This window comes from Streptomyces sp. NPDC031426 (assembly GCF_055581585.1).
Map to the genome: position 1 here is coordinate 416003 of NZ_JBVIJE010000004.1, position 23290 is coordinate 439292.

The 23290-nt window shown below is 71.6% G+C and carries 20 protein-coding genes; 8 read left to right on the forward strand and 12 right to left on the reverse strand.

Features of this window, described 5'->3' with window-relative positions; all coding sequences use genetic code 11:
• Positions 1–97: 97 nt before the first annotated feature.
• On the reverse strand, positions 98–1819 hold the full coding sequence (gene leuA, locus ACZ5NH_RS10155) for a 2-isopropylmalate synthase (protein ID WP_468774074.1): 1722 nt from the start codon (positions 1817–1819) through the stop codon (positions 98–100).
• A 348-nt stretch (positions 1820–2167) separates the two neighbouring features.
• Here leuA and ACZ5NH_RS10160 point away from each other — a divergent pair, with 348 nt between their 5' ends.
• Both ACZ5NH_RS10160 and ACZ5NH_RS10165 read left to right on the forward strand, forming a co-directional pair.
• Positions 2168–3238: a M4 family metallopeptidase gene (locus ACZ5NH_RS10160; RefSeq protein ID WP_468774076.1), complete on the forward strand. Its 1071-nt coding sequence runs from the start codon at positions 2168–2170 to the stop codon at positions 3236–3238.
• 18 nt (positions 3239–3256) lie between these two features.
• Positions 3257–3523 (forward strand): protealysin inhibitor emfourin, encoded by a 267-nt coding sequence (locus tag ACZ5NH_RS10165; protein ID WP_468774077.1) that lies wholly within the window; start codon positions 3257–3259, stop codon positions 3521–3523.
• Here the strand turns inward: ACZ5NH_RS10165 and ACZ5NH_RS10170 are convergent.
• The 4 genes from ACZ5NH_RS10170 to ACZ5NH_RS10185 form a co-directional block, all read right to left on the reverse strand.
• Positions 3520–4359, reverse strand: a complete 840-nt coding sequence (locus ACZ5NH_RS10170; protein WP_468774079.1) for a hypothetical protein — start codon at positions 4357–4359, stop codon at positions 3520–3522. The genes ACZ5NH_RS10165 and ACZ5NH_RS10170 overlap by 4 nt on opposite strands.
• On the reverse strand, positions 4356–6473 hold the full coding sequence (locus tag ACZ5NH_RS10175) for a polysaccharide deacetylase family protein (protein WP_468774081.1): 2118 nt from the start codon (positions 6471–6473) through the stop codon (positions 4356–4358). The genes ACZ5NH_RS10170 and ACZ5NH_RS10175 overlap by 4 nt, the downstream gene beginning before the upstream one ends.
• 103 nt (positions 6474–6576) lie before the next feature.
• On the reverse strand, positions 6577–8424 hold the full coding sequence (locus ACZ5NH_RS10180; protein ID WP_468774083.1) for a glycosyltransferase family 2 protein: 1848 nt from the start codon (positions 8422–8424) through the stop codon (positions 6577–6579).
• Entirely contained in the window at positions 8421–9743 is a 1323-nt protein-coding gene (locus ACZ5NH_RS10185; RefSeq protein WP_468774085.1) for a nucleotide sugar dehydrogenase, read from the reverse strand. The genes ACZ5NH_RS10180 and ACZ5NH_RS10185 overlap by 4 nt, the downstream gene beginning before the upstream one ends.
• Before the next feature lie 265 nt (positions 9744–10008).
• Here ACZ5NH_RS10185 and ACZ5NH_RS10190 point away from each other — a divergent pair, with 265 nt between their 5' ends.
• Together ACZ5NH_RS10190 and ACZ5NH_RS10195 are read left to right on the forward strand one after the other, a co-directional pair.
• Positions 10009–11322, forward strand: a complete 1314-nt coding sequence (locus ACZ5NH_RS10190; RefSeq protein WP_468774087.1) for a GH1 family beta-glucosidase — start codon at positions 10009–10011, stop codon at positions 11320–11322.
• A 9-nt stretch (positions 11323–11331) separates the two neighbouring features.
• Complete coding sequence (locus tag ACZ5NH_RS10195) at positions 11332–12612, forward strand: MFS transporter (RefSeq protein WP_468774089.1); 1281 nt, start codon at positions 11332–11334, stop codon at positions 12610–12612.
• Positions 12613–12636: 24 nt separating this feature from the next.
• Here the strand turns inward: ACZ5NH_RS10195 and ACZ5NH_RS10200 are convergent, their stop codons facing one another.
• Positions 12637–13491 (reverse strand): NAD-dependent epimerase/dehydratase family protein, encoded by an 855-nt coding sequence (locus tag ACZ5NH_RS10200; protein WP_468774091.1) that lies wholly within the window; start codon positions 13489–13491, stop codon positions 12637–12639.
• A 123-nt stretch (positions 13492–13614) separates the two neighbouring features.
• Between ACZ5NH_RS10200 and ACZ5NH_RS10205 the strand changes: the two genes are divergently transcribed.
• Positions 13615–14469, forward strand: a complete 855-nt coding sequence (locus ACZ5NH_RS10205; protein WP_468774093.1) for a helix-turn-helix transcriptional regulator — start codon at positions 13615–13617, stop codon at positions 14467–14469.
• Here the strand turns inward: ACZ5NH_RS10205 and era are convergent.
• Positions 14466–15419: a GTPase Era gene (era, locus tag ACZ5NH_RS10210; protein ID WP_388622171.1), complete on the reverse strand. Its 954-nt coding sequence runs from the start codon at positions 15417–15419 to the stop codon at positions 14466–14468. The genes ACZ5NH_RS10205 and era overlap by 4 nt on opposite strands.
• 151 nt (positions 15420–15570) lie before the next feature.
• Between era and ACZ5NH_RS10215 the strand changes: the two genes are divergently transcribed.
• Both ACZ5NH_RS10215 and ACZ5NH_RS10220 read left to right on the forward strand, forming a co-directional pair.
• On the forward strand, positions 15571–16887 hold the full coding sequence (locus ACZ5NH_RS10215; protein WP_451551263.1) for an ammonium transporter: 1317 nt from the start codon (positions 15571–15573) through the stop codon (positions 16885–16887).
• Positions 16884–17222 (forward strand): P-II family nitrogen regulator, encoded by a 339-nt coding sequence (locus ACZ5NH_RS10220; protein WP_361244217.1) that lies wholly within the window; start codon positions 16884–16886, stop codon positions 17220–17222. The genes ACZ5NH_RS10215 and ACZ5NH_RS10220 overlap by 4 nt, the downstream gene beginning before the upstream one ends.
• On the opposite strand, the gene ACZ5NH_RS10225 is transcribed toward ACZ5NH_RS10220, so the two are convergent.
• The 5 genes from ACZ5NH_RS10225 to ACZ5NH_RS10245 all read right to left on the reverse strand — a co-directional run bounded on the left by ACZ5NH_RS10225 (position 17116) and on the right by ACZ5NH_RS10245 (position 21614).
• On the reverse strand, positions 17116–18126 hold the full coding sequence (locus tag ACZ5NH_RS10225) for a DUF916 domain-containing protein (protein WP_468774096.1): 1011 nt from the start codon (positions 18124–18126) through the stop codon (positions 17116–17118). The two genes, ACZ5NH_RS10220 and ACZ5NH_RS10225, sit on opposite strands and share 107 nt — an antisense overlap.
• Positions 18127–18197: 71 nt before the next feature.
• The gene (locus tag ACZ5NH_RS10230; RefSeq protein WP_468774098.1) at positions 18198–19535 is read right to left on the reverse strand and encodes a WxL domain-containing protein; all 1338 of its coding nucleotides are present in this window, start codon (positions 19533–19535) and stop codon (positions 18198–18200) included.
• A 173-nt stretch (positions 19536–19708) separates the two neighbouring features.
• Positions 19709–20185: a hypothetical protein gene (locus ACZ5NH_RS10235; protein WP_468774099.1), complete on the reverse strand. Its 477-nt coding sequence runs from the start codon at positions 20183–20185 to the stop codon at positions 19709–19711.
• A gap of 163 nt (positions 20186–20348) precedes the next feature.
• Positions 20349–20702, reverse strand: a complete 354-nt coding sequence (locus ACZ5NH_RS10240) for a cytidine deaminase (RefSeq protein ID WP_388622182.1) — start codon at positions 20700–20702, stop codon at positions 20349–20351.
• A 51-nt stretch (positions 20703–20753) separates the two neighbouring features.
• Complete coding sequence (locus ACZ5NH_RS10245) at positions 20754–21614, reverse strand: helix-turn-helix transcriptional regulator (protein ID WP_450984547.1); 861 nt, start codon at positions 21612–21614, stop codon at positions 20754–20756.
• A 109-nt stretch (positions 21615–21723) separates the two neighbouring features.
• Between ACZ5NH_RS10245 and ACZ5NH_RS10250 the strand changes: the two genes are divergently transcribed.
• Positions 21724–23166, forward strand: a complete 1443-nt coding sequence (locus ACZ5NH_RS10250; RefSeq protein ID WP_388622184.1) for an MFS transporter — start codon at positions 21724–21726, stop codon at positions 23164–23166.
• Positions 23167–23290: the final 124 nt, after the last annotated feature.

The following is a 23290-nucleotide window of genomic DNA, read 5'->3' on the forward strand; positions in this document are numbered from 1 at the left end:
CTTTTTTCCCCCCCCCCCCCCCCCCCCCCACCCCCCCCCCTCCCCCCCCCCCCCCCCCCCCCCCCCCCCGGGGCCCCGAAACTCCCGGTCAGCGCGGTCAGCGGGCCGCGCGGTTGACGGCCGAGACGACCGCCTTCAGCGATGCACGCGTCGTGTTCGCGTCGATGCCGATCCCCCACAGGACCTTGCCGTCGATCGCGCATTCGATGTAGGAGGCGGCCTGCGCGGAGGCGCCCTCGCTCATCGTGTGCTCCTGGTAGTCCAGCAGGCGTACGTCGATGCCGATGGACTCCAGGGCGTCGAAGAAGGCCGAGATCGGACCGTTGCCGGTACCGGTCAGGACCGTGTCCTCGCCGTCCACCGTCGCCTCGACCGTCAGGGTGTCGACCCCGTCGGTGTCCGTCGTCGACTGGCCCGTCCGGACCTGGATGCGGCCCCAGGGGTTGTCCGGGTTCGGCAGGTACTCGTCCTGGAAGACCGCCCAGATCTCCTTCGGCGTGATCTCGCCGCCCTCGGCGTCCGTCTTGGCCTGGATGAGCTTGGAGAACTCGATCTGCATCCGGCGCGGCAGGTCCAGCTTGTGGTCGTTCTTCAGGACGTAGGAGATACCGCCCTTGCCGGACTGGGAGTTGACCCGGATGACGGCCTCGTAGGAGCGGCCGACGTCCTTGGGGTCGATCGGCAGGTACGGCACCGCCCACTCGAGGTCGTCGACCGTGACCCCGCGGGCCGCCGCGTCGGCCTCCATGGCGTCGAAGCCCTTCTTGATGGCGTCCTGGTGGGAGCCGGAGAAGGACGTGTAGACCAGGTCGCCCACGTAGGGGTGGCGCGGGTGGACCTCCATCTGGTTGCAGTACTCCCACGTACGACGGATCTCGTCGATGTCGGAGAAGTCGATCTGCGGGTCGACGCCCTGGGAGAACAGGTTCATGCCCAGGGTGACCAGGTCGACGTTGCCGGTGCGCTCACCCTGCCCGAACAGGCAGCCCTCGACGCGGTCGGCGCCGGCCATCAGGGCCAGCTCGGCCGCCGCCACCGCCGTACCGCGGTCGTTGTGCGGGTGGACGGACAGGCAGACGTGCTCGCGGCGGGAGAGGTTGCGGTGCATCCACTCGAAGCGGTCCGCGTGCGTGGACGGGGTCGAACGCTCCACGGTGGCGGGCAGGTTGAGGATGATCTCGCGGCCGGGACCGGGCTGCCAGACGTCCATGACCGCCTCGCAGACCTCCAGCGCGAAGTCCAGCTCGGTGTCGGTGAAGATCTCCGGGCTGTACTGGTAGCCGAACTCGGTCTCCGGGCCCAGCAGCTTCTCGGCGTACTCCATGACGAGACGGGTGCCGTCCACCGCGATCTGCTTGATGTCGTCCTTGGAGCCGCGGAAGACCACCCGGCGGAACACGGGAGCCGTCGCGTTGTACAGGTGGACGGTGGCCCGCTTGGCGCCCTTCAGGGACTCCACGGTCCGCTCGATCAGGTCCTCGCGGGCCTGGGTCAGTACGGAGATCGTGACGTCGTCCGGGATCGCGCCCTCTTCCTCGATGATGGAGCGCACGAAGTCGAAGTCGGTCTGGCCGGAGGCGGGGAAGCCGACCTCGATCTCCTTGTAGCCCATCTTCACCAGCTGGTCGAACATCCGGCGCTTGCGCTCGGGCGACATGGGGTCGATCAGGGCCTGGTTGCCGTCGCGCAGGTCGGTGGAGAGCCAGCGGGGGGCGGCGGTGATCCGCTGCTCGGGCCAGGTGCGGTGCGGGATGTCCACCTGTTCGTAGCGGCCGTACTTGTGGATCGGCATGGAACTGGGCTGCTGGCGGTTGGCCATGATGCGTGGGCTCCTCAGGGTGTCCGGATGTTCGCAGGATCCGGATGTCCGGGGTGGACGGCCGACGACGCAACGCCAGAGCTCCGCGGGGAGGGAGTCGGCCTTGTGACTACAGGCCCTCGCCGCGGCAGCTAAGAAGAAGCAGCCCGAAACGCATGATGCGTCGCAGCCTATCCGAGCCGCCCCGGACTCGGGGACGCGTTTCAGTATGCGGGACCCGGGCGGCAAAAGGGACAAAAAGTGCGCCGTACCACATTGTCACGGAGCGTGGCGCCCCCTGTCCCGGTTTTTCACCAATCATGGTGGCCAGTAGTGACATCAGTGTCACGCAGTGCGATGGTGCGGGGCATGACGACCAACGGGGGCTTCGAGCCCGTCTTCTGCACGATCGTGCCGCCGCACGTCCTCGACAGGCTCGCCCAGGCCGAGGACCCCGCGCTCTCCGGCCCGGCCCGCCGGTCCCTGGAGCACGACGCCTACCAGCGCACCAAGCGCCGCCTGACCACGGTCATCGGTGCGCCCTCCGTCGCCGCGCCCGCGGGCACCGCCGCCGACCAGCCGCACCGCACGATCTACGACGCCCACCACACCCAGGACCTGCCCGGCACGCAGATCCGCGCGGAGGGCTCCGACCCGGTCTCGGACGCCACCGTCAACCGCGCCTACGCGGGCCTCGGCGCCACCTTCGAGCTGTATCTGAAGGCATACGGCCGGCACTCCATCGACGACAACGGGCTGCCGCTGGACGCCACCGTCCACTACGACCAGAACTACGACAACGCCTTCTGGAACGGCGAGCAGATGGTGTTCGGCGACGGCGACGGCGAGATCTTCCTCGACTTCACCATCCCCGTCGACGTCATCGGCCACGAGCTGACCCACGGCGTCACCCAGCACACCGCGAACCTGGAGTACTTCGGCCAGTCCGGCGCGCTCAACGAGTCGGTCTCGGATGTCTTCGGCTCGCTGATCAAGCAGTACACCCTCGGCCAGACCGCCGCCGAGGCCGACTGGCTGATCGGCGCGGGCCTGCTCGCTCCGCACGTCCACGGCACCGCGCTGCGCTCGATGAAGGCCCCGGGCACGGCGTACGACGACCCGAACCTGGGCAAGGACCCGCAGCCGGCGACCATGGACCACTACGTCCGCACCGGCCGCGACAACGGTGGCGTGCACATCAACTCGGGCATCCCCAACCACGCCTTCTACCTGGTCGCCACGGCCATCGGCGGCAACGCCTGGGAGCGGGCCGGACAGATCTGGTACGACGTGCTCACCGGCGGCGACCTCAGGAGCGGCGCGCAGTTCACCGACTTCGCCACGCTGACGGTGAAGGCGGCGCGGGCACGGTACGGCACCGGGGACGAGCTCCAGGCCGTGCAGAAGGCGTGGGAACAGGTCGGGGTGCGGACGCTGTAATGCTGCGACACTGAGCCCATGCGGATTCAGGTGAGGCGCACGGGCGGGTTCGCGGGCATCGAGCGCCGGGCCGAGGTGGACACCTCGGCCCGGCCCGACGCCCCCGCGTGGCACGCCCTGGCCGAACGCGTCCTCGCGTCCGGCCAGGGCACCCCGCCGGCCGGCGTCCCGGACGGCTTCCGGTACGAGATCACGGTGGACGGCCGCACGGTGTACGCGGCCGATCCCCGACTCACCGGGGAACAGCGGGAGTTGATTACGAAGGTGCTGAAGGAGGGCGCCTAGCGCACGTCGCCGCTCGCGCGGAAGCCGCGGAAGAACAGCTCCGAATTGTCCGCCCGGATGCCCACCCCGCCCGGTGTCCACAGCCCGCCGGGGGTGCGGTCGTCGGCCCTCAGCACGGTCGTGCCGTCGATCGCCAGCTCCAGCCGGACCCCGCCGAGATGGTTCACGGCCGACGCGGTGACCTGGTGCCAGCTGTCGTAGGGGACGGCGTGGCGGGCCTCGGCCAGGGTCGCGTAGTCGCCGCCCTCAACGGCCGAGGCATCGGCGGCGGGGACCTTGCGCTTGATCACCACGGTGCCGTCGCGGCGCCGGAAGCTGAGCGCGTACAGCTCCTGCGGGCTGTGATAGCGCAGCCAGAGGTGACCGCCGTCCCAGTCCTGGGCGGGGGTGCGGGGCGTGGTCACGGGCGGCCTCAGCCGGACCCGGGTGGTCACCTCGACCGCGTCGAAATCCCGGCGCCTCGTGACCAGGCGGAAGACGGCGGAGTCGGTGGTCTCGGCGGAGTCCGGGCCGGTGAAGCCCGTGTCCGGCACCCCGGTCCAGCCCGCGCCGCGTGTGGCGAACAGCGAACCGCTGGTGACCACCCAGTCCTTCGAGCGGCGCGCGCCGGCGGCGTGCGGGTGCCGGTAGGCGTACTCGTTCGTCACCAGCCCTCCGCCGGTGAACTCCGGCGCGAAGGCGGCCACCGCGTGCCGCCCGGATCCGCGCACCACGGCGACCGCCCCGGCCGTGGCGGCCGTGGCACCGGCGGCGAGGGCGCCGGCCAGCAGGGCGCGCCGGGAAACCCGCGGACCGCCGGCCGCCCGGGGGCGACCGGGGTCCGGACCGTCCGTCACGAGCTCACCCGTGGGGTCACCTTGAGGTCGGCGACGGCGGGCCAGGAGTGCCGGGTCATGTCCCGGTAGGCGGAGTAGGCCACGCCTCCGGTCTCCGACCTGGCCATGAGGGTCATGCGCGGGGAGCCGTCCACGCTGATGACCGTCGAGGCGCCGGTCACGGTCACCGAGAGCCGGTGGGAGTCCGCCGCGGTGAGCGGCCTGGCTCCGACGAGCCGCTGGTTGTCCGCGTCGCCGGAGTAGACGTGCAGCTGGTCGCGGCCCACCTGCACGCTGATGGCCAGCGGACTGCCCACCCGCACCCAGATCGCGCCGCTCACCCCGGCGCCGGACAGCCGCTGGACGGTGCCGGTGACGGTGTAGCCGGTCCAGCCCTGGGTCCGCTCCGGCTGGTAGGCGCCGTACGCGGAGAGGGTGCGGCCGGTGGGCTCGATCGCGGTGCGGGAGATGTGGAACGGCGCCTTGACGCCGGGGGCACTGAGCCACTGGGCGGCGGGGTTCATCAGGTCGGCCCCGGCGACGCTCTGCTGCGCGCCGCCGGAACCGCCGAAGGCGCCGGCGAGCTCCTTGACGGACAGGGCCGTGAACTTCGGCCAGGCGGCTCCGGTCCGGTTGATGCCGACCCGGATGCCGATGCCGCCGGTGATGTCGGCCGCGGCGAGGCGGGAGGTGTGGTGCAGGGTGGCCGTGCCGTCGACCTGGACGGTGGTGGTCTGCCCCCTGACCGTCACGCGCAGGCGGTGGGAGGTGGACGCGATGAGCCTGGCCTCGCCCACGTGCTTGCCGTTCACGGAGAGCACGAGGGAGCCCTGGCTGACGCTGACGTCCACCGGTTCCAGGCTGCCGTGCCGGACCTGGACGCCGCCCTGGTTGGTGCCGTCACCGAGGCCGGAGACCGTGGCGTCGACCTGGTAGCCGGTCCAGTCGGCGCTGCTCATGTCCCGGTAGTCCGCGGCCACGTAGTGTGCGCTGCCGGAGGGCCGGGGCGCGTCGCCGGTGAGCGCGCCGATACCGGTCTGGCCGGTGCTGTCGTCGCGCTTCCACTGCGCCGGGTGCGACAGCGGGGCACTGTCGGCGGGGGCCACCTGTGTCCAGTGGGCGATGTCGGACATCAGGCCGTCCAGCCTACTCGAGTTGACCACTTCCAGTCGCTGCACCACGCGCGCCGAGGCGGCACGTCGGCTGGCCGTGAGCGGCCGGGGCGAGTCGTTGGTCAGCGTCGCCGCGAAGTAGCGGTTCATCACCTGCTGCAGCGTCAGTCCCGGCATGGGGAGGTTGACCTTCTCGGTCGCTTCCGAGAACGGGAAGGCGAACACCTTCGGCCTGGGCAGCCCGTTGCCGGCGAAGTCCGCGAAGGACCGCTTGAGGTCGGCGGTGACCCGGTCCTCGTACTCCTGCGGTGTCTCCAGCCGGTTCTCCTCCTTGAGCCACAGCCGGTTGGCCAGCATGGAGGCGGTGTGCCCGGCGGCGTCCACGACACCCCGCCGGTGCAGGTCGTGGGTGTGGTCCTGGAAGTCCCAGCGGCCGGAGTCGGCCATGCGCCGGATCTCCTGCCAGGACAGGTAGTACGGGCGCTGGTCGGCCCGGCCGGTGATCAGGAAGACGGTGCCGTGCATGTGGTGCCGGGCGAGGATCCGGTCGCCGTACACCCACAGGCCGTTGGGGCCGTCGTCGAAGGTGATGTACACCGAACGCGGCGGTGCCGGGCCGCCCTTGAGGTAGTCGACGAACTCGTCGGTGGTCAGGCTGCGGTACCCGGCCTGCTCCAGGGCGGCCATCTGGGCCTCGAAGGCCTTCGGGGAGACGACGTAGTCGCTCTTGTTGTAGCCGATGTCGTGGTAGGCCAGCACGACCGGTGCCGAGGTCGCGGGCAGACTCTTGATCTGCGCGTTCCAGCCGCCGGTGTCGGCGGCGGTCAGCTGCGCCGAGGCGGTGTCCACCTGGGTGCTGACGTACTTCTGGTACAGGTAGTACTGGGTCGCGGCGTAGAACGGCAGGGCGAGCACCGCCAGCGCGAGCAGCACCAGACCGGCGCGGGCGGCGTAGTGTCCCGGGCCGCGGCGCTGCTTGCGGCGTGTCGTGGCCGGCGCCGTGAAGAACTCGTCGCTGGTCACGGCAGGATGCTTCCTCTCGTCAGCACGATCAGGTACACGCCGCACACCACGGCGGAGGTCAGCAGGGCGGCGAGGAGCCGCAGCACGAGGGGCGGGCGCTTCATCAGTTCGCCCCCCGCGCCCACACCCCGCGCCGGATGGTGGCGAAGGAGTACGGCAGCAGCCAGGCCAGGATCAGCGCGGACAGCAGGCTCATCAGCGGGCGGTACCGCCAGCGGCCGTCACCCGGGTTGTCGATCTTGAAGGCGAGTCCCCAGACACAGCCCTTGAGGATCACCCCGCAGATGTACAGCAGGGTGAGGAAGGCCGCGCCGTGCAGCGGGGCCCACAGCAGGTGCCGGAACGCCATGACCGGCGCCGCGACCACCCACAGGGCGTGCCCGTAGTAGAGGGCGGCCGGGCCGAAGCCGCGGCGCCACATGAACGAGCCGGTGAAGAACAGGTTCCGGATGAAGCTCTTCTTCCAGCGGATCTGCTGCTTCATGAACGGCTTGAAGCGCGCCGGCACGTTCGTCCACACCTTCGCCGACTGCACGTACCCGATCCGCCAGGTGCGCTCGGGGTAGTCCTGGGCGGTGACGAACGGGGAGTCGGCGTGGCGCCGCTTGAGGGCCTTGCCGCGCCAGCGCTGGCCCAGCACATAGCCGGTGAGCTGGCGGTCGGTGGCGAAGCGGAAGGGCGCGCCGAGGAAGCGGTCGCCGGCCCAGGCGGGCAGGTAGTTGTAGATGGCGTCCCGGCGGAACACGGCCAGCGGACCGGAGACGCAGGTCACCGAGCCGAAGGTGGCCTCGGCGGCCTTGGCGACCCGGAACTGGCCCTCGTACCAGACGTCCTGGGCCTTGGTGAAGAAGGTGTCGGCCGCGTTCAGCGCGCGGGCGTGACCGCTGACGGCGCCCAGCTCGGGGTGGGTCACCAGGGCGCGGACACAGCGGGCCAGGGCGTCCGGGGCGAGGATGCAGTCGGAGTCGGTGAACGCGATGACGTCGCCGTCGGCGATCTCGCAGGCCCGCACCAGGGCGTGCTTCTTGCCGAGGTTCTTCTCCAGGTAGATGACGGTGATGCCGAGTTCGGCCTCCAGGCGGCGCAGTACGTCGCGGGTGCCGTCCTCGGAGAGGTCGTCGACCACGATGATCTGCAGGTCCGGGTACTCGCTGCCGGCCATGGAGCGCACACAGGCCTCGATGCACTCCTCCTCGTCCTTCACCGCGAGCAGGAAGGAGACCCGGGGCACGGAGGGCAGGGCGGGGAAGGAGGCGAGGTCCTTGGCGCGGGGCCGGCGCCTGAGCTGCCGCTCGGACGGGTCGTCGTAGCGGCTGTAGGCGATGTAGAGCATGGCGATGGTGCCGACCAGCACGGTGAAGCCGTAGCCGAGGACCAGCGGGCTCTGGGCCAGCCGGGGCGCCTCGCGGGCGAGGATCAGCAGCAGCGGCAGCAGGCACAGCAGCGTCAGGACGCGCCGGGCCGCGTGCCGGATCGCCGGGTCCTGCCGGTCCAGCCGCCGGCGTATGAAGCCGGGCTGGTGGCGGCGGGCCGAGCGCAGCCGGGGCAGCGGGACGGGGGCCGTGGTGGGGCGGGCAGGCCGTGCGGGTACGGCGGCCGGGCGGGCCGACGTCGCCTCGCGGGTGCCGGTGTGGGCGCGGGCCGGGGCGGACGCGGTGCTGTACGCGAACTCGGGTGCGGCTTCGAACGGCGTCGCGGGGGCGGGCGGGGCTGCGTACCGCGTCGTGGGTGCGGGGTGGTACGCCGTCGCGGCCTCGGGGTCGTACGGCACGGCGCCGCCGGGACCGTACGGCGTCGTTTCCCGCGCGGTGGTGCCGCGCCGGCCGCCGAAGACCTCGTCGACGTACGCCATGGCGTCCTCCCCGGCCCAGCCGTGCTGTTCGCCGGGGGTGTCGGCCATCTCCTCGTACCGCCACTCGCCGCCCGGCGAGCGGTGTGCTCCGTTGCTCACACGACCGCCTTGGCGGTGACGGAGTCGAGCCGGTAGGTGGCGTCCAGCACCAGCGGTTGCCCGGCGAGCCAGTCGAGGCCGACGCCGGGGTGCAGGGTGTGCACCAGCACGAGGTCCCACTCCTGGCCGGCCGGTTCCGGGACGCTGGTGTGCACGGCGGCGCCGAGGCGCAGGGAGGTGACCAGCGGGTCGAAGAACTCGACCTTGGCGCCGTCGGCCGCCAGTTCCTCCAGGATCTCCAGGGCCGGGGACTCGCGCAGGTCGGCGACACCGGGCTTGTAGGCGACCCCGACGACCAGGACGCGGGCGCCGGAGACGGACCTGCCGTGCTCGGCGAGCAGGTCACGGGCGCGCTGCACGACCCGGCGCGGGCGGCCGGCGATCGCGGTCATGGCGGTGTCGACGAGCGGCGAGGAGACCCGGCGGGCGCGCAACTGCCAGAGCAGGTAGTGCGGATCGCAGGGTATGCAGTGTCCGCCGACGCCGGGGCCGGGGTAGAAGGGCATGAAGCCGTACGGCTTGGTGGCGGCCGCCTCGATGATCGGCATCGGCTCCAGGCCGAGGACCCGGCAGTCCTCGGCGAACTCGTTGGCCAGCGCGATGTTGACGGCGCGGAAGGTGTTCTCCCACAGCTTGGTCATCTCGGCCTGCTCGGCGGAGGGCAGCAGGTGCACGGCCGGCGCGGTGCGCTGCAGGACCGCCTCGGCCAGGCGGTTGGTGAGGTCGTTGGTGCCGCCGGCCACCCGGGGCGTCCTGTCCTGGGCGTGGTGGGCGTTGCCCGGGTCGATGCGCTCGGGCGAGAAGGCCACGAACACATCGGTGCCCACCCGGAATCCGCGCGCGGTGAGCGGCTCGACCAGCAGTTCGCGGGTGGTGCCGACGTAGGTCGTGGAGGTCAGCATGATCAGCTGGCCGGGCACGGCGTGGGCCACCACCGCGGCGCAGGCGGCGGACAGGGCGTTCAGGTCGGGGACGAGGTGACGGTCGACGGGGGTCGGCACGCAGACGACCACGGTGCGCGCCCGCTGGATGGCGGCGGGGTCCGCGGTCAGGGCGAAGCGCGGGTCGTCCCGGTGGGCGGTGAGCCGGTCGTGGTCGCTCGGCAGCAGGTCGACGTCGCCGCTGCGGATGGCGGCGAGGCGGGCCTCGCTGACATCGATGCCGACGACCTCGTTGCCCGCCGCCAGCAGGGCGAGCGCGGTGGGCAGCCCGACATAGCCCAGGCCCACGACGGCCACGGCGGCCGCGGCGTGCTCGGCCGGAACGGGTGCGCTGTCCTCGGAGGCCGAACGCGCGGGCGACAGTGAGAGAAGGTCCATGGCTCCCCGTGATCGACTGGTTGACGGTGAAACAAGACCCGGAAGGTACTTGCGTCTCCGTCATTCGATCAATCGTGAGACACGTGACACCTTGAGCGATTTACCCGGTATATGCGCGCAACAGCCGCCCGATTGGCCAAGTTTGATGTCAATTACTCCTTCCACTTATAAGGAGATCATTAATAAGTTGCGATGAACATGTAATGAGATGTGGAGAAGTTGTGAATCCTTACCCACGGTAACCTCGGCTGAGGATGATCCGGCCATGGCGACTGACGCAGGCAATCCGATACCCCGGTTCCCGGCCGACTTCCTGTGGGGCGTGTCGACCTCCGCCCATCAGATCGAGGGGGCGGCGGACGAGCGCGAGGCGTCCGTGTGGGACGTGTTCACGGCCGGACCGGGGCGGGTGAAGGACGGTTCGACGGCGGCGGTGGCCTGCGACCACTACCACCGCCACCGGGAGGACGTGGCCCTCCTCGCCGGCCTCGGCGTGGACGCGTACCGCTTCTCCGTCTCCTGGCCCCGGGTCAACTCCCCCGGCGGCCTGGACTTCTACGACCGCCTGGTGGACGAGCTGTGCGCGGCGGGCGTACGGCCCGTGCCCACCCTCTTCCACTGGGACCTGCCCGCCTCCCTGGACTGGCTCCGGCGGGACACGGCGGACCGGTTCGCCGAGTACGTCTCCGTGGTGGCCGAGCGGCTCGGCGACCGCGTCACCAAGTGGATCACCCTCAACGAGCCCGCCGAGCACACCCTCCTCGGCCACGCCCTCGGCGCCCACGCCCCGGGCAGACAGCTCCTCTTCGACGCGCTCCCGGTCGCCCACCACCAGCTCCTCGCCCACGGCCTCGCGGTACGAGCCCTGCGCGCGGCCGGAGCGGCGGACATCGGCATCGCCAACTCCCACGGCCCCACCTGGCCCGCCTCCGCCGACCCGGCGGACACGGAGGCGGCCGGCTTCTACGACGTCCTGCTCAACCGCCTGTTCGCCGAGCCGGTCATCCTCGGCCAATATCCGGAAGGCATGGGCGAGTTGATGCCTGGCGACGTGCAGGAGGACCTGAAGGTCATCGCCGAGCCCGTCGACTGGTACGGGATCAACTACTACGCGCCGGCCCGGGTCGGTGCCCCCGGCGGCACCGACAGCGAGTACGGCGGTCTGGCACTGCCCGCCGAACTGCCCTTCTCGGTACGGCAGATCGAGGGACGGGCGGTCACCGACTTCGGCTGGCCGGTCGTCCCCGAAGGCCTCACCGAGCTGCTGTGCGGCTTCCGCGAGACCTACGGCGACCGGCTCCCGCCGATCGTCGTCACCGAGAACGGCTGCTCCTACGACGGCCTCGACGACCAGGACCGCATCGCCTACCTGGACGCCCACATCCGCGCCCTGCACACCGCCATGGCGGCCGGCGTGGACGTACGCGGTTACTTCGTGTGGTCCCTGATGGACAACTTCGAGTGGGCCGAGGGCTATCAGCGCCGCTTCGGCCTGGTGCACGTGGACTACCAGACGCTGAAGCGCACCCCGAAGGCCTCCTACCACTGGTTCCGGGACCTGCTCCGGGCCCAGAGATGACGGCCCGCGATGACCGCGCAGGATGACGGCACGGAGGCGGCCACGCTCCGTGCCCCGGCCGCGCTGGCCGAGCCCGTCGAACCGGTCGGCCGGGGCTGGACGGCGGCCCTCTCGCTGGCCAACGGGGCGATCTGGGTCGGCTGGTTCGGCCCGCTGCAGATCCTGCTCGCCTCCCAGGCGAAAGACTTCGCACCCGGCTCCGGGATGTCCAAGGAGACCATGCTCGCCTGGGTGACCGGCGCCGGCGCGGTGGTCTCCCTGTTCGCCAACCCGCTCTTCGGCGCCCTGTCCGACCGTACGACCGCCCGCCCCGGCCGCCGTACGCCGTGGATCGTGGCGGGGTCGGCGGGCGGCGCGCTGTCCCTGCTGCTGCTCGCTCGGGCGGGCGGGGTGTGGTCCATGGCGGTGGGCTGGTGCCTGGTGCAGCTCACGCTGAACGCGGCGTTCGCGGCGGTGACGGCGGCCGTGCCGGACCGGGTGCCCCGGCGCCAACGGGGCGCGGTGGGCGGCTGGCTGGGGGCGGCGCAGATCCTGGGCGTGGTCGGCGGCACGGGACTCGCGACCGTGGCGGGCGGAGTGGGGGCCGGGTATGCGGCGTGCGCGGTGTTCACGGCGGCGGGCGTACTGCCGTACGTGCTGCGCTACGCCGACCTGCGGCTGCCGCCGGAGGACCGCCCGCCGTGGTCCGGGCGCGGGTTCCTCGCGGGCTTCTGGCTGAGCCCGCGCCGGTATCCCGACCTCGGCTGGGCCTGGCTGACCCGGTTTCTGATCAACCTCAGCAACTCGCTGGTGCTGTTGTACCTCCTCTACTACCTGCGGGACCGCCTGCACTACGCCGACCCCGGCCAGGGCGTGCTGATCCTGACGGCCGTCAACAGCCTGACGCTGATGGCGACGGTCGTGGCGGGCGGCGTCTGGTCGGACCGGGTGGGCCGGCGCAAGCCGTTCGTCGTCTGGTCGGGCGTGCTGATGGCGGTGGCGACGGCGGCCCTGGCCGGCTGGCAGACCTGGCCCGGCGCGCTCGTGGCGGCGGCCGTCCTCGGCGTCGGCTTCGGCGTGTTCACCTCCGTCGACTTCGCGCTGATGACCGACGTCCTGCCGAAGGCGCTGGACCGGGGCAAGGACCTCGGAGTCATCAACGTGGCCAACGCCCTGCCCCAGGTGGCCGCCCCCGCTCTGGCGGCGCCGATCGTGACCTATCTGGGCGGCTACCGGGTGCTGTACCTGGTGGCGGCGGTGATCGGGCTGGCGGGGGCGGTGCTGGTGGGGCGGATCAGGGGGGTCGACTAGTCGGCTGGACAGGGCCTGGGTGGGTCAGAGGACTCCGGCGTCGCGGGCGGCCCAGACGGTCGGATAGAGGGGCCGGAAGCCGAGGTCCCGGCGGATCCGCTCGGTGGACATGACCCCCAGCCATGGGTCGGGGTCGGTGCGGGTGTGCATGTCGGCGGGCACCTCGACGCCGTTCAGCCGGTGCAGCTCGACCGCCGTGACGGGGGCGTCGTCGGCGATGTTGTAGACGGGGCCGCCGACCGCCGGTGCGTACAGCAGGCGCAGCAGCCCCTGGGCGACGTCGGCGTGGTGGCCCATGTGCAGCCGCTGGGTGGACGCCCAGTGCGTGGCCCAGCGCAGGGACTGGGCGAGGTGCGGGTCGCCGTCGCCGTAGACGAAGGGCAGCCGGCCGATCCGCACCTCCATGCCCTCCAGCGCGAGCAGTTCCCGTTCGGCCGCCGCCTTGGACTCGGGATAGGCGCCCCACATCGCGCCGCCGGGCCGGGTCTCGTCGTCCTCGGTCAGCGGGCGGCCCCGCCCGACGCCGTACACGAGACCCGTGCTGACCTGCACGAAGCGCCGCACACCCGAGGCCAGTGCGGCGCCGCCCAGGGCCACGGCCGCGTCCCGGTTCACGGCCCACGCCTCCTCGTCCGGCACCCCGCGGAAGGACGCCGCGATGTTCACGACCGCGTCCACCCCGGCGAGCGCCTTGCCTAGCGTCTCCTCGTCCCGCAGATCGCCGACGGCGACCTGGGCGCCCAGCTCGGCGAAGACCTCGCCGCGCGCCGCGTCCCGCACCAGGACCCGTACCTGCTCGCCCGGCCGCCGCTGGGCCAGCAGCCTCGGCACGAAACGCCGGCCGACCTGTCCCGTGGTGCCCGTCACCAATGTCAGCATCTTCCGCTCCTCTCGACCTGGTGCCACCACTGTCGGGCGGTGTCGCGCCGGCCGGGAGAGACCTCCCGATCAGGGGACCGACACTCCCTGGATAACCCCGGCGCGCTGCCCCACCCTGAAGAGGTGAACCGAGCCGAACTCGCCGACTTCCTGCGCCGTGGCCGTGCCCGGCTGGACCCGACCGACGTGGGCCTCACGCCCGGCGCCCGCCGCCGTACCCCGGGCCTGCGGCGGGAGGAGGTGGCGTCGCTGGCCGGCATGTCGGTCGACTACTACACCCGGCTGGAACAGTGCCGGGGCCCGCGCCCGTCCCGCCAGATGCTCACGGCGCTGGCCCGGGCGCTGCGCCTGACCGACGACGAACGGGACCACCTCTTCCACCTGTCGGGCGAGGAGCCGCCACGCCGGGAGACGACCTCCAGCCACGTTCGGCCCGGGCTGCTGCTGGTCCTGGACCGGCTGCACGACGCGCCGGCGCTCGTGGTGACGGACTGCGGGGAGGTACTGGCGCAGAACGCGATGTCCAGGGCTCTCTCAGGAGACGCGCTGGCCCGTCCGCCGCGTGAACGCAACCTGGTGCGCCGCTTCTTCCTGGACCCGGCCGGACGCGAGCTGTTCCCGCCGGAGGACGTGCCGGACCACGCGCGTCAGCACGTGGCGAACCTGCGCGCGGTGACCGCGGCCCGCCCCGACGACCCCGAACCGGCCGGGCTGGTCGCCGAACTCCGGGCCACCAGCGCGGAGTTCGCCCGCCTCTGGGACGAACACGAGGTGGCGGTACGGCGCAGCGCGACAAAGCGCTTCCGGCACCCGGTGGTGGGCCTCCTGGAACTCGACTGCGAGGTCCTCCTGACCGACGACCACCGCCACCGGCTCGTCCTGCACACGGCCCGCCCGGGCACGGAGTCGTACGAGCGGCTCCAGTTGCTGAGGGTGGTGGGGCTGCAGGACATGACCCCGCACAGTGCCGTCGGTTAGAACCCGAGCCTGCGGAGCTGCTTCGGGTCCCGCTGCCAGTCCTTGGCGACCTTGACGTGCAGGTCCAGGAAGACCGGCGTGCCCAGCAGCGCCTCGATGTGCTTGCGGGACTTGATGCCGACCTCCTTCAAACGCTTGCCCTTGGGGCCGATGATGATGCCCTTCTGGCTGGGGCGCTCGATGTAGACGTTGGCGTGGATGTCCAGCAGGGGACGGTCCGCGGGGCGGTCCTCGCGCGGGAGCATCTCCTCCACGACCACGGCGATGGAGTGGGGCAGCTCGTCGCGGACGCCCTCCAGCGCGGCCTCGCGGATGAGCTCCGCGATCATGACCTGCTCGGGCTCGTCCGTGAGGTCGCCCTCGGGGTAGAGCGCGGGGCCCTCCGGCAGCAGCGGGATCAGCAGGTCCGCCAGCAGATCCACCTGCTTGGCGCCGACCGCCGACACCGGCACGATCTCCGCCCACTCGATGCCCAGGTCCTTGCCGAGCTGGTCGATCGCGATCAGCTGCTCGGCGAGGGCCTTGGAGTCGACCAGGTCGGTCTTGGTGACGATGGCGACCTTCGGGGTCTTGCGGATCCCGGCCAGTTCCTTGGCGATGAAGCGGTCGCCGGGCCCGATCTTCTCGTTCGCCGGCAGGCAGAAGCCGATCACGTCGACCTCGGCCCACGTCGTGCGTACGACGTCGTTGAGCCGCTCGCCGAGCAGCGTGCGCGGCTTGTGCAGTCCCGGCGTGTCCACAAGGATCAGCTGGGCGTCCGGCCGGTGCACGATCCCACGCACCGTGTGCCGCGTCGTCTGCGGCTGGTTGGCGGTGATCGCCACCTTCTGCCCGACCAGAGCGTTCGTGAGGGTGGACTTGCCCGCGTTGGGACGGCCCACGAAGCAGGCGAAGCCGGCGCGGTGGACGGCCTCGGCCGACTGCTCGGATGACTGGGTACGAACGCTCATGCCGTTCATTGTCCCTGATCCACGGGCCCCGCCGTACCGTGAGGTTCCGGTAACCCCAGCGCAACGAAACGTCACGGAAACACACCTGTACGCGACCGGTAACGCTCACCGGTGACGCTCTGACGAGCCCGCCCACTCGTTGGAGACGCCCGTGACCCTCGCCGCCGCGCACGTGAACACCGGCGACACCGCCTGGCTGCTCGCCGCGACCGCCCTCGTCCTGCTGATGACCCCGGGACTCGCCCTGTTCTACGGCGGCATGGTCCGCACGAAGAGCGTCCTCAACATGCTGATGATGAGCTTCGTGTCGATCGCCCTGGTCACGGTGGTCTGGCTGGCGGCCGGCTACTCCCTCGCCTTCGGTGACGACGCGTTCGGCGGGCTCATCGGCGGGCTCCACCACGCCGGTATGAGCGGCCTCGGCCCCGGCAGTGTGCACGGCACCGTCCCCACCCTCCTCTTCGCCACCTTCCAGCTCACGTTCGCGATCATCACCGCGGCCCTGATCAGCGGCGCGGTCGCCGACCGCACGAAGTTCTCGGCGTGGCTGGTCTTCGTCCCGGTCTGGACCCTGCTCGTATACGTTCCGATCACCCACTGGGTGTGGGGTCCGGGCGGCTGGATCGCCGGCAGGCTCGGCGCGCTCGACTTCGCGGGCGGTCTGCCCGTCGAGATCACCTCCGGCGCCTCCGGTCTCGCCCTGTGCCTGGTCCTCGGCCCGCGTCTGGGCTTCAAGAAGGACGCCATGCGGCCGCACAACCTGCCCATGGTGATCCTGGGCGCCGGTCTGCTCTGGTTCGGCTGGTTCGGCTTCAACGCGGGGTCCGCGCTCGGCGCGAACGGCCTCGCCGCGGCCGCCTTCCTGAACACCCTGGCCGCCGGCTGCACCGGCCTGCTCGGCTGGCTCTTCGTCGAGCAGAAGCGCGACGGCCACCCCACCACCCTGGGCGCCGCCTCCGGCGCGGTGGCCGGTCTGGTCGCGATCACCCCCTCCTGCGGCACGGTCTCGCTGGTCGGCGCGCTGGTCGTCGGCCTCGCCGCCGGAGTCGTCTGCTCCTACGCGGTCGGCTGGAAGTTCCGGCTGAACTACGACGACTCCCTGGACGTCGTCGGCGTCCACCTGGTCGGGGGCGTCATCGGCACCCTGCTGATCGGCCTGTTCGCCGAGAAGGCGATGACCGGCGGCGAGGAGGGCCTCTTCTACGGCGGCGGACTCGCCCCGCTCGGCAAGCAGGCGCTGGCCGTGGTGGTCGTGGCGGCGTACGCCTTCGCGGTGACGTACGGCCTCGGCAAGCTGCTCGACAAGGCGATGGGCCTGCGCGCGAGCGAGGAGCAGGAGCAGACCGGCCTGGACCTTACGGTGCACGCCGAGACGGCTTACGATCACGGGGTCCTGGGCCATGGAGCCCCGGTCTCCCACTCCGTCCTCACCGGCATCAGCACGCAGAAGGTCGACTCCCAGGCATGAAGCTCATCACCGCGATCGTCAAGCCGTACCGTCTGGACGAGGTCAAGACCGCCCTGCAGGAGCTGGGTGTGCACGGTCTGACCGTGACCGAGGCGAGCGGCTACGGCCGGCAGCGCGGCCACACCGAGGTGTACCGGGGCGCCGAGTACCGGGTCGACCTGGTGCCGAAGGTGCGGATCGAGGTCGTGGTCGAGGACGCCGACGCGGACCCGGTGATCGACGCGATCGTCAGGGCCGCGCAGACGGGGAAGATCGGGGACGGGAAGGTGTGGGCCGTACCCGTGGAGACGGTCGTCCGCGTGCGGACCGGCGAACGCGGCCCCGACGCGCTCTGACCAGCAGCATCCCGACCGCCACGCCGACGGCGAACACCAGCGCCACGACCAGCCACGGCAGCGCGAGGAAGGAGGCGCTCGCCGACTGCCGGGTGCCCGGCGCGCTCGCGGTCAGCGTCACGTCCGCCCGGTCGAGCTGGGGCGCTCCGGACCAGGTCTCGGTGAGCCGGACCCGCTGTCCCGGCAGCAGCTCGGACGGCACCCGGGTCAGCTCGCGGTCGAGCAGCGTACGGCCGAACAGCCCGCGTGCCTTCAGCTCCACCTTGGGCTCGAGGGTGACGTTCCCGGTGTTGCGCAGAGTGTAGGAGACGGTGGCCGTGCCGGTGCCGATGCCCGGGATGAGGGGCTGGTGGTGGCTGATGTGCAGCTGCCCGACGGAGAGCGCGGGCAGTGTGGGCCCGCTGACCCGGAGGTAGACGCGGGCGCCGACGGCCCGTTGCACGCCGAGAGCCAGGGATCCGCTGCCCGCGTCGACGCGCTCGTCCAGGGCGACGATGGCGCCCGGGTGGTCGCCGGGTTCGGCACCCTGCGGGACGCGGAGGGTGAACGGCACGGTGACGGTGCGGTGTCCGGGCACGGTGACCCGGTCCTTCGCGGGCTTCGCCCACGCGCCCACTCCGCTCATCCGCTCCTTCAGCGTGCGCACGGCGAAACCGCCGTCCCGGGCGGTGTTGTAGGCGTCGGCCGCGTAGAGCCGGAAGGTGAGCGGGCCGCCGGTCCTGTTCTGGACGGCGACCTTGTCGGTGACGGTCTGGCCGGGGTCGGCGGAGAGGTAGAAGTAGGGCCGCGCGGCGATCTTCGAGGCGACCGGGTAGACGGACCAGCTGCCGTTGTCGGCGGCGTGGGCGGGCGTGGCCTGCCATGCCAGCATCAGGCCCAGGAGGAGGACGTACAGCTTGCGCATGGGTGCGGACCCCCACGGACGGGAGACAGGGCGGAAGACAGGGGGACGGGCGGGTGCGGACGCCCGCACGCTCAGGTGAGCGTCAGCGTGAGCACGCCGGAGTACGCGCCCGGAGGCGTGAACGCCGGTACGTCCAGGGAGAGTCCGGCGTCGACGGTGAACTCACCTCCGGTGAGCGTGCCGTTGGAGGTCGACGCCAGGGTCGCTCCCGCGGCACCCACGGTGCCCGCCGAGCCGGCCTTGCAGGTGCTGGGGCTGCCGGGTTTGGTGGCGCAGGCGGGATTCCAGCTCAGCTTGCCCGCGTCGATCTTGCCGCCGGGGCCGGTGAAGTCGGTGACCTTGCCGGTCAGGGACCAGCCCGCGGGCCCGCCGCGGAAGTCCTGCACGGTCACGGTCCGGAGCTTGCCGGTCGAGGCCCCGCCCTTGCCGAAGTCGACCGCCGACAGCGCGACGGAGTCCCCGGCCTGGGACATGGACAGCGTGCCCGCCTTGACGGTGGTGGTCAGCTTCTGGCTGCCGGGTGGGACGGGGGTGTTGTCGTTGACGACGTAGGCCGCGGGTCCGGCCCCCTTGTCCGCGCTCCAGGAGCCGCCCTCGTAGGCCACGATCCCGGTCGTCGTCTTGTCGTTGACGACCAGGGAACCGCTGAAGGAGCCCTGGGCGTTCGCGGTCGCGGTGGCGGTGTCCGCGGTCTGGGTGCCGCCGGACCGGCCGGCCAGGGTGACGGTGGCGCCGGGCGTGAAGTTGCTGCCGGTGACGGTCACACTGGCCCCTGGGTCACCGGAGGCCGAACTCAAGGAGATGGCCCGGGTGTTGGCCGGAGTGCCGTCCGTCGCCGTGACGGTCTGCGACACGGGGGCGGGCGGATTGGTGACCGTGCACGGGGTGTCCAGCTCCAGGATGTAGCTGGTGTGGATGTTGTAGTCGCCGGGCGAGAGGGTGATCTGCCCGGCCTTGGTGACGGTGAACGTGCCGGTCATGGAGAAGGACGGGAACGCGGCCTTCCCCGGCACCGGCGGGTTCTTCTTCGGCCCGGCGACGGTCACGTCCCCCGTCTGGGCGCCGCCGAGGGTCACCTTCCCGGTGGGGGTCATGATGTCGGCGGGCAGGGCCAGGTCGGTGGGGTTGCTGGCGGCGGCGGTGACCACGGTGTAGGTCACGGTGACGGTGTCGCCGACCTTGGGGCTGGTGTTGTCCACCGAGACGTTCGCGGTCGTGGTGCCGTCGATCGGCGGGATGCCCGCGACGGCGGGCGGGATGCAGTGCGTGGCGAAGTCCACGTTCGTACCGGCGGCACCGGCCGGACAGGCCAGCGCACCGCCCGCGGTGACCGCGAGCGCCGTCGCCCCGAACAGCGACGCCCAGCGCCACCGTCGGGATCTTCGTGGTCTTGGGGGTGTCGAACCCATGGGGCCCCCTCCTGAGGGTCGCGGGCGCAGCGGCTCGTCTGCGCCGACAGGGGGCATTGATGTGGAGCGGGGGTGAGAAGTCAATGGAGATGCCGCAGAAATCTGACGGATCATCAGTTTCTGCGGCATCCAGGGGACTTCCGGCCGGAACCGGAACAGATCGCTCAGTTCGGTCAGTCGAAGACGAAGGGGCCGGGCGACTGCGGGCCGCTCGCCGTGCAGGTCACGGTGACCCCGAAGATCACCATCTTCAGCGAGCCGCCGTAGGCGTCGAGGCTGTCACCGGAGGCGACGGTGCCGGGGAGCGGGCCGACGCTGACGGCGTCGCCGGTGTTCATGGCGGGGTTCTTGGTCCCGCTGAACACCACCGATCCGCCGCCCGCCTTGGCCATGGTGAGGGTGGAGGAGATGGAGTCCTGGGCGACCGCGACCGGCGCGGTGATCGCGGACGAGATGAGGGTGATGGTGGCCGAGGTGCCGCTCTGGGTGGCGGTGAGCGTGGCCGTGCCGCCGCCGAAGATGCCGCAGCTCGCGGTGATGGTCGCCGACTGTGGGGTGACGGCGGCCGCGGAGGGCGCGAAGGCCAGACCGGTGACCGCGAGGGCCCCGGCGGCCAGTGCCGCACCCATTGCCGTGCGCTTGCCTCTCATGGGGATCCGCTTCCCTTCCCTGTGGGGGGTGCCGTGTGGGGGGATCGACGGGCGGGTGCGGATCTGACGACCCGTCGGATGTATGGCTTCATTGATGCGCAAGGGAAGGAACCCAACAAGGTTGAATTCCAGCCGACCTTTCGTTCGGCTGGTACCAGTGCCGTCAGCCGGCGGAAACGGTCACCCGCACAGCTCCGTCAGGGCCGGCGAGCAACACCGGCGTCTCCGCGCCCCCGAGGTCGGCGACGGCAGCCAGGTCCTCGTCGGCCACGGACTCCGCCTCACTCACGACCGCCGCCGCCTCCAACGACGTGGCCCCGGAAGCCACGGCCATGGCAACAGCCGTACGCAGCGCGCTCAGTTTCAGCGAGGGCAGCGAGACCGACCCGGCGGCATAGGTACGCCCGGTGTCGTCCCGTACGGCCGCCCCCTCCGGGACACCGTTGCGGACCCGCACGGAACGGGCCAGGGTCACGATCTTGCGGTCCTCGGGGTCAAGCGCGTTGCTCTCGGTCATGCCCAGAGCATACGAAGCCACGGCCCACCCACCCCGCCATGGGGTGGCGCGTCACCCCGCCACGGGATACATCGCACCCCGCCGCCCCTCCGGAGAGGCCAGCCACTCCAGCTTCTCCGCGGTGTTCGCCTCGTCCAGCGGAGTGTGCAGCACGATCATCAGATCGGGTCGCACCGGGACCTTGAGCGCCGTGGACTCCACCACCAGCAGCCCGGCCAGCGGATGCTCCAGCTCCTTGCGGATCTGCCCCTGGTCCTCGATGTCCCGCTCGGCCCACAGCGCCACGAACTCCGGGCTGGCCGCGCTCACCTCGGCGAGCACCGCCTGGAACCCCTCGTCGTCCGGCCGCGCGGCACACGCCGCCCGGAACTGCGCCACGACCGTGCGCGCGTTCCGCTCCCAGCTGTGGCTGCGCGCCCGGTACATGGGGTCGGTGAAGAAGTCGACCAGGCAGTTCTGTGTGATGTCCGACCGCATGCCGAGCACGATCGCGGCCGCGTCGTTGTACATCACGCAGTTGTAGTACAGGTCCATGATGTGCGCCGGAAACGGCATCCAGGCGTCGATCAGCCGCCGCAGCCCGTCGCACATGTCCCGCTTCTCCGGGGCCACTTCGGGCGTCGGCGGGTTCATCCCGGCCAGCAGATACAGATGCCGGCGCTCGGCGTCGCTCAGCCGCAGCACCCGGGCCACGGCGTCCAGAACCGACGGCGAGACGGAGATCTCCCGCCCCTGCTCCAGCCACTGGTACCAGGAAGCCCCCACCCCGGCGAGCACGGCGACCTCCTCCCGACGCAGTCCGGGCGTACGGCGCCGGCCCCCGCCCGCCGGCAGCCCGGCCTCCTCGGGACTGACCCGGGCACGCCGGCTCATCAGGAACTCCCGCAGCTCGTCGCGCCGATGGCTGCGCATCGCCTCAGCAGCAGGCACGTACCGCTCCTCCCCCGTCGTGTCTGGTGGTGCCACCACCACCATAAGTTCCGACTCCCCACCGGTATTCCGCACGCCCGAAGCTCTTGCCATGGCGATCGACACCACCACCCAGACCACCACCGTCACGGGCACAGCGCTCGACACCCCCCGGCCGCCCCGGTTGTCGACGCGTGACAAGCTCGTGCTGTTCGTCCTGTGCGCGGCCCAGTTCATGGTCGCGCTGGACTTCTCCGTCCTGAACGTGGCCCTGCCCGAACTCGGCACCGACCTCGGTATGAGCCGCTCGGCGCTGCAGTGGGCGGTCACCGCGTTCGCGCTGCCCTCCGGCGGCTTCCTGCTCCTCTTCGGCCGTATCGGCGACCTGTACGGCCGCCGCAGGCTGTTCCTGACCGGCCTGGCCCTGTTCGGCGCGGCCTCGCTGCTGGCGACCCTGGCCTGGGACCCGGCGGCGTTCCTCGCCGGGCGCGCGCTGCAGGGTCTCGGTGCGGCGGCGATCGTACCGACCGCCATGTCCCTGCTGACCACCACCTTCCCGGAGGGCCCGGCCCGCGACCGCGCCCTCGGTATCGCCGGCACGGTGATGTCGCTGGGCTACACGGTCGGCATGGTCGCGGGCGGGATGCTGACCGACACGCTCGGCTGGCGCTCCACGATGGCCCTGCTCACCGTGTCCGCGCTGATCGTGCTGCCCCTGGCCCCCGCCCTGCTGCCCGAGTCCCGCACCCCGGACCGCCCGCGGCTGGACGTGCCCGGCGCGATCACGGTCACCGCGGGCCTGCTGTCGCTGATCTACGCCCTGTCCACCGCCGCCGACCACGGCTTCGGCCGCGCGGACGTCATCGCGGCGCTGACCGCCGGCGTGCTCCTGCTGACCGCGTTCACGGTGGTCGAGTCGCGCACCCGGGCCCCGCTGGTCTCGCTGCCGATGCTGCGCCGGCGCACGGTGGCCTGGGGCAACCTCGGCGGCCTGGTCACCTTCTCGATGATGTCGACGGTGATCTTCGTGCTGACCCTGTACCTCCAGGAGGTCCTGCACCTGTCGGCGTTCGAGACGGGTCTGGTCTTCGGTGTGCAGGGCGTGCTGTCGGCCGTCGCGGGCTCGCTCGCGCCGAAGGTGATCGGCCGCTTCGGCGCCCGCCGCACCCTGGTCGGCTCACTGGCCGGCCAGGGCGCGCTGATCGCGACGCTGCTCCTGCTGAACGCCCACACCTGGTCGGTGTGGGCGGCCACGGCCGCCGTGTCCCTGGCGAGCATGTTCCACCTGGGCGCGATCATCTCGTACGGCCTGACCGTCACCTCCGGTGTCCCGGACGAGGAGCAGGGCCTGGCCACCGGTCTGGTGACCTCCACCCAGCAGGTCGGCATCACGGTCGGCATCCCGCTGCTGGGCGTCCTGGCCACCACGTCCCACGACCTGCTGTCGGGCGTCCACACGGTCCTCGCCCTGGACGCGGCGATCGTCCTCGCGGCCGCCGTCCTGGTCGGCCTGGGCCTGCGCCAGGGCCGGAGCGGGGGTCAGTCCAGGGTCTGAACGATCTCGCTCCGCGGGGGCGGGTGGGCCAAACAGGCGGGGGCGCCATTTGAACAGGGGGGGGGGGGGGGGAAACGGCCTCCCCCCACACCCGAGACAAGCGGCACACCAAGCGGAAAGAGAT